The organism is uncultured Campylobacter sp. (assembly GCF_938030685.1).
GTDB lineage: Bacteria > Campylobacterota > Campylobacteria > Campylobacterales > Campylobacteraceae > Campylobacter_B.
Map to the genome: position 1 here is coordinate 1 of NZ_CALHHX010000060.1, position 4,679 is coordinate 4,679.

Genomic DNA, 4,679 nt, shown 5'->3' on the forward strand with positions numbered 1-4,679 from the left:
CGTTATTGAAACGCCCGTGCCGAGCGCCAGCGAGATCGAGACCGTGGCGAGGGCGTTATCGAAAAATGAGATGAGATGAGCGAGCTTCTGCTGTGCGCCCGCGGCTTTGATATAAGAAAATAGCGCCAAAACCGCCTTGTAAGCGTAGATACCGGGGATCATCGGAAGCAGCGCGGGAAAGGCGATGATCTCTGCGGGCACCTTGAGGCGCTTGGCGCAGAGCATCCCCAAAACTCCGATCAGAAACGACGCAAAAAGCGTCGCGGCGGCGATCGAAAAAATTTGGCTTTGAATCAGCAAAAACCTGCACGAATGCGCAACCGCCGCAAGCAGCGCCGAGAAGGCGAGCGTCTTTTTGGGCGGCATGCACGCATACGCAAAACCAAGCCCCGCCGCAGCGGCAAAGCAAGCATCCTTAAATACCAAAAGCGCTATATCAAACATTTACAAGCCCCAAATTTGAGATGCTAAGCGTCAGAAAGAGCCCGATTGCGATGCAGATGATCAAAAGCCCCGTGTTCAGCCCTCTGCTAATGCCTACGAGCATATTTTCGTTTAGGATGTCAAATACCGAGTTGATCAGCCAGACGCCGGGGATCAAAAAGAGTATGCTCGATCCCACGGCTACGTCGGGCGTGGCGCTAAGCCCGTAGCGAGCGCCTAGCGAGACAATGAAGGAGACTGCGAACGAAACCGCGATGTATTGGATTTTTAGGTTGATTTTAAGCTTGCTAAGCAGATAGCGGGCGCAAATTCCAAAAGCCGTAGCCGCAAAAACTAATGCCATCGCGCCCCCGTCGCCGCCGAAAAGCTCGCAGAATGCGGCATTTGCGACGCTTAGCAAAACAAGAGTTTTGGCAAAGCTTTTCTTCTGCAAGGCTAAAATTTCGGCAAATGAGGCTCTGGCGCGCGCAAGGGGGATTTTTTCGTCGTAAATTTCCCAGCTAAGCGCGCTTAGCTCCGAGATCAGATCGAAGCTGATCTGCGCCGCAGCGCCCGTTTTGACGTAGGTGCGGCGGATGGAGTTGTCCGCAGGATCCATCACGCTGATGATGAAGTGGCGCACAAAGATCATCAGGCTAGCCTCATAGTCGTAAGCGTCCGCTATCCTGCGCACGCAGTGCTCTATACGCGCGGTGTAAGTGCCGATACTAAGCATCTTGGCGGTGTATTCGCTAAGAAAATTGGTGAGCTCTTGGATTTGCGGTCTCGCCGCTTCTGCTTCTTTTGCTGCCGCCATTTCTGTTGTCATTATTTCCTCCGCTACTCTTGTAATCTCAATATCGTTTTGCGCTGTTTTCGTCGTTTTTACTTCTACGACGCTCGTTGTAGCTTTCTGTTTTTGCGGCGCCCGCCATCGTTTTTGATGTCGCTATGATGTCCGTCGTCGCGGAATTCTTATTTTTAAAATTTAATGCAGTGGCTCCCGTGGCGGAATTCTCGCTATCTAAATTTGACGCGGCGACATCGCTTGTAGCGGTAAAATTTTGACTGCTTAAATTTTGATCGTTTAAATTTAACGTCACTTTGGAATTTACGTCATTCAAATTTAACGTCGCCGCAGAATTTTCATCGCTCAAATTTAACTCGCAGCCCGAGCTTTGCTCGCTTAAATTTAAACTTTCGGCGTCCTCGCAAGATCTGCTAAATTTAGAATTTTCCCCGCTCACGGCTTCACCTCAGACTTATGAGATCGAGCGGGTTGATGTGGTAGTTCTGCTGCGTCACTTCAAAGGTCAGATCCGAGCCGATGCGCCCGATGATGTAGCCCTTTTTGACGTTGGAGCCGACGCGCACGGTAGGCGGTATCTGATTTAGATGCGCGTAGATCGTGTGGATGCCGCCGCTGTGCTCTAGGATCACGACCTTATCGAGCACGGCGGTTTCTTTAGCAAAGACCACCTTGCCCGGCAGCACCGCCTTAACCTGCGTGTCGCCGCTGTTTGAGCCCAGCACGATATTTTCGTTGAAAAGTTTGATGTTATACACAGGATCGTTGTAGTTGCCGAATTTTCGCTTCAAATACGCGCCGTTCAGAGGCGCTGGGGTCTTGGCTCCGCTGTATTTTTTAACGCGCGAGGACTGATAGCTCGAGCCGTACTGCTTGACTTTCTGGTTGATTTTGCTTACGCGCTCATCCGCAGGCTCGCTCACTTCGGGCTCGGGCTCGGGCTCGCTAGGAGGCGCAGGCTCGGGCTTGCCCGCCTTTTTTGCCGCCGCCTTTGCTTTGGCGTACTCTTTTTCGCGCGCCTGGCGCTCCTTTTGTTTCTGCGCTTCAAGCTTTGCTTGGCGCGCCGCTTCCTCCTTCTGCGCTTTGGCTTTTTCCTCGGCGTCGTCGATGATCTTAAGCTCCTGCAAGGTCTTAGATATGGCGTCTTGCTCGTCGTTTATTTTCTCTAGGCGCGCGATGTAGTCCTCTTTGTCCTTTTTCATCTGCGCGAGCTTCTCTTTTTGGGTAGTTTGTTTGGCGTTAAGCTCGGTTTTTTTCTTGTCGTAGCCCGCCATGCTTGCCTGGATCGATTTGATCTTTTTATTCTGCTCGTTGATAAAATTTTGATTATTTTCGTAGTCTTTGATTAACCCCTTCAGCTCGTCGTTCATAACGACGCCGAGCCCCTCTAAAATTTCGCTAGCTACGATAGAATCGGGCGTGGTTGTGGAATTTACGTCGGTGATGAGATCAAACGATAGCTCTTGCGAGATCACGCTTATGATCTTGCTCTCCAGTTCGCTTTGCACGCTAAGAAGAGTGACGTTTTGACTATTGAGTTTCTCAAGCTCCTGCGCTTCGGCGGCGTATTGATCCTTCAGCCCTTCGATCGTTTCGCTTAGCTGCTTGATCTCGCCTTCGCGCTTTTTAAATCCCTCCTGCTCCTTTACGATAAGGCCAGCGATCTCGTCGATCTTTTGCGAGAGTTGCATCCCCTCCTTTTGCGAGCTTTTGAGCTCTTGACCCGCTTTGGCGATCTTATCCTTCGTGCTTTGTCCCTTTGCGGGTGCGGCGTAAGTAAGAGCTGCGGCGAGCCCCAGCGCAAGAAGCGGCGCTAAAAAAGCTCTTTTCATGCTCGTTTATTTCCGATTTGCAGCATCACAAAACTTACCGCGATGATAGATAGCGCTAAGGCGACACCCAAAAGAATCAGCGCATCGTAAGGCAGCACTATGGCGGTGCGTAGATCGCCGATACCCTTAAGCGTGGTCGAAAACACCTCCCAAGAAGGAAGCGCAATGTAAAAGCAGGTCACGATCAGCGTGGCGATGAAGGAGTCTATTATCGCCATTCGGTAGAGCTTGCCGCTTTTTATCAGAAACGACGCGCCGAAAAGCTCCATGATCTCGATGCGCTCTTTGTGTTCGTAAACCCAAATACGCATCTGGCGGTGAATTAGCATCACGCCTAAAAGCACGATGAGAAACGCAAAGCCGTAAACGAGGCTTTTGATAAGCAGTAAAATTTTAAAAATTTCATCGTGGGTCTTTTTAAAAATTTCAACCCGCGTGAGCGAGCCGATCGACTTTAGATCCTGCTCGATCTTGGCAAGCTGCGCGGCGTCGGGGAAGCTTTCGAGCTTGACGCTATAAAATTTAGGCAAATTTTTACTCAGCTCGGCAAAGGCGTTTTGTGAAATTTTACCCTTCAGTCGCTCGGTGATGCCCGCTGTGGAAATTTCGCTAATCGAGCTGATTTTCGGTACCGCTTTTTGCGCGTCTTGCAGGCTGAGCGAGGTTTTGGAGACTAGCACGATGTTGTATTCGTTTTGGATCGAGCGCTCGTAGCTTTTGGTTAGGTTGCTCATAAAAATTCCAAACTGCACCGAAAAAAGCAGCGCGACGAGCGAAAAGATCACGCCGAAATGGGTTTTAATCGATTTCATTTACTTTAGCGTCCTTAATCTCAAAATGTCGGTGCCTAAAACGAAGCGTGGCGGGCATTTTATGCGTCACGATGACGACGCAGGCGTTCCACGACTCGCACGCCGAGCGCAGCAAATTCCAAATAATGGCGCTGGAGTAGTCGTCCAAATTTCCCGTAGGCTCGTCGCACAGCAGTAGGCGCGGATTATGCGCCATCGCACGCGCTAAAGCCACGCGCTGCTGCTCGCCGCCGCTAAGCTCGAGCGGATATTTGCCCATTTTGTGCCCGAGCTCGACGTGGCGCAGTAGCTTTTTGGCTTGGTCTTGGCAGACCTGCTGATTGTAGCCCATTATCATTAACGGAAGCATTATGTTGCGCTCGATCGTCCATTCGTTGATCAGGCGGTAGTTTTGAAAGATAATGCCGATGCGCTGGCGCAGGGTGCGTAGATCGGAGTTCGTGATGCCCTTTAGATCGCATAGGCAGACGTTCAGCTCGCCGCCGATGATGTCGATGCCGCCGTAGAAGGACTTAAGCAGCGTGGATTTGCCGCTGCCGCTCTTGCCCGTGATGATGACGAAATCCTTCGCGCCGATGCCGAAACTCGCGTCTTGGATGACTGCGCCCGCCTTTTCGTAGCCTAGCGTGAGGCCCGCTGCGGTGATGATATTGTAATCGTCCGTTATCTCTGCCATTGTGAAAATATCTCCGAAATTTTTTGATGTGCCGCGTGGTTTTCGCGCGTAGGAAGCGGACGGCGGATGAAGTAGCGCGTGCCGCTTGCGTTTGCGCGGATGAAACACTGCTGCGGAAAGTCGAATGC

At 51.3% G+C, this 4,679-nt stretch carries 6 protein-coding genes; all 6 read right to left on the reverse strand.

What is annotated here, in order from left to right:
• The coding region (locus Q0369_RS02860) for a threonine/serine exporter family protein (protein ID WP_298095709.1) at positions 1 to 435 on the reverse strand (435 nt) is incomplete at its 3' end.
• Position 436: 1 nt separating this feature from the next.
• Complete coding sequence (locus Q0369_RS02865) at positions 437 to 1,252, reverse strand: threonine/serine exporter family protein (RefSeq protein ID WP_298095701.1); 816 nt, start codon at positions 1,250 to 1,252, stop codon at positions 437 to 439.
• 25 nt (positions 1,253 to 1,277) lie between these two features.
• Entirely contained in the window at positions 1,278 to 1,670 is a 393-nt protein-coding gene (locus Q0369_RS02870; protein WP_298095704.1) for a hypothetical protein, read from the reverse strand.
• 4 nt (positions 1,671 to 1,674) lie between these two features.
• Entirely contained in the window at positions 1,675 to 3,063 is a 1,389-nt protein-coding gene (locus Q0369_RS02875; RefSeq protein ID WP_298095707.1) for a peptidoglycan DD-metalloendopeptidase family protein, read from the reverse strand.
• Positions 3,060 to 3,875 carry a hypothetical protein gene (locus tag Q0369_RS02880; RefSeq protein ID WP_297882232.1) on the reverse strand — a complete coding sequence of 272 codons (816 nt, stop codon included), beginning with the start codon at positions 3,873 to 3,875 and terminating at the stop codon, positions 3,060 to 3,062. The genes Q0369_RS02875 and Q0369_RS02880 overlap by 4 nt, the downstream gene beginning before the upstream one ends.
• Entirely contained in the window at positions 3,862 to 4,551 is a 690-nt protein-coding gene (locus Q0369_RS02885; RefSeq protein ID WP_295152369.1) for a cell division ATP-binding protein FtsE, read from the reverse strand. Before Q0369_RS02885 ends, Q0369_RS02880 begins: the two co-directional genes overlap by 14 nt.
• Between the last annotated feature and the right edge of the window lie 128 nt (positions 4,552 to 4,679).

Coding starts and splice junctions, on each gene's coding strand:
- Q0369_RS02875 (WP_298095707.1), bottom strand. CDS start 3,063: ATGAAAAGAGCTTTTTTAGCGCCGCTTCTTGCGCTGGGGCTCGCCGCA.
- Q0369_RS02885 (WP_295152369.1), bottom strand. CDS start 4,551: ATGGCAGAGATAACGGACGATTACAATATCATCACCGCAGCGGGCCTC.
- Q0369_RS02880 (WP_297882232.1), bottom strand. CDS start 3,875: ATGAAATCGATTAAAACCCATTTCGGCGTGATCTTTTCGCTCGTCGCG.
- Q0369_RS02865 (WP_298095701.1), bottom strand. CDS start 1,252: ATGACAACAGAAATGGCGGCAGCAAAAGAAGCAGAAGCGGCGAGACCG.